The sequence below is a fragment of the Pseudomonas sp. IT-P171 genome (genome assembly GCF_949767765.1).
Lineage (GTDB): Bacteria > Pseudomonadota > Gammaproteobacteria > Pseudomonadales > Pseudomonadaceae > Aquipseudomonas > Aquipseudomonas fluorescens_B.
The window spans coordinates 1-1307 of record NZ_CATKQN010000031.1; the positions used below are offsets into that span (position 1 = coordinate 1).

1 protein-coding gene is annotated in these 1307 nt (G+C 53.9%); it reads left to right on the top strand.

Going from position 1 to position 1307, the window contains the following annotated elements; genetic code table 11:
- Positions 1 to 53: 53 nt before the first annotated feature.
- A protein-coding gene (locus ACM6I5_RS17335; RefSeq protein WP_414884281.1) for an IS3 family transposase occupies positions 54 to 1276 on the top strand; the annotation gives its coding sequence in 2 pieces (ribosomal slippage) (positions 54 to 405 and positions 405 to 1276; 1224 coding nt in all).
- Positions 1277 to 1307 lie beyond the last annotated feature (31 nt).

Here is a 1307-nt window from a genome sequence, read left to right on the forward strand (position 1 = left end):
TGTCCCGTCCTGAATAAGGTTTACACCTTCTGACTTCTTTTCAGGAAGGTGCAATGGATACGGGCACGAAGCGCAGTCAGCGTGATTACACACTGGCTTTTAAATTATCGGTTGTCGACCAGGTCGAAAAAGGCGAGTTGAGTTATAAAGAGGCTCAGCGGCGCTATGGGATTCAGGGTCGGTCGACGGTGCTGGTTTGGTTACGCAAACATGGTCGCCAGGACTGGAGCCAAGGCGCCTCCATTCGTTCCCAGAGGATCAGACCTATGGACGAGCCAACCTTGCCACTGACTCCCGAGCAAAGAATCAAAGAACTCGAGGAACAACTGGCGCTGGCAACTCAGAAAGCCCAATTCTTTGAAGCCGTGGTCGATGTTCTGAAAAATGACTACGGCGTATCTGTCGTAAAAAAGCGACCCGGCAAGTCGTTGCGCAAACCCAAACCCTGAGTGTCAGCAGGGCTTGCCAATTTATGGGAATAAGCCGTCAGGCCTATTACAAACGCAACCGGGTCTACAGGGCTCGGGCCGACCAGGATCAGCAGCTCATAACGTTTGTAGAGAAGGTCCGTGCTCGCCAACCGTGCATCGGCACTCGCAAGCTGCATTCGATGATGCATGAGCAGCGTGAGCAACAGGAGCTCCATGTTGGCCGGGATCGTTTGTTCGCGGTTTTGCGGGAAAGCCGCCAGTTGGTCCGCAGAAAACGGGCGTATCACAAGACGACCGACAGCCATCATCGCTTCCGCCGACACCCCAATCTGCTGAAACCAAGCCCGGAACAAATAGTCGCTACCGGCCCAGAGCAGGTCTGGGTGGCCGATATTACGTACCTGCCTACCCGTGATGGCGTTGCCTATTTGAGTTTAGTGACGGATGTCTTTTCGAGAAAAATAGTCGGCTATCACGTGCATGAAAGTCTGCACACCAACTCCGTGGTGCAAGCCTTTCGAATGGCTTTGAAGCGACGTCGAAGCGTTCAGAAACTGGTCCATCACTCGGATCGAGGCGCGCAGTACTGCTCGGCCCTTTATCAAGAAGTGCACGCAAAGCATGGCATCACTTGCTCGATGACCGACGGCTACGACTGCTACCAAAACGCCTTGGCAGAGCGGGTCAACGGCATCTTGAAAACAGAGTTCTTGATCCACCGACCTGCGGATTTTGCGCAGGCCACACAGATGGTGCGGGAGGCCGTCACGATCTACAACCAGGAGCGGCCGCACCTCTCTTTAAAATACAAAACGCCCGATGCGGTGCATCGGGCGTTAGGGTGAAACAGGTGTAAACCTATTTCAGGACTAGACA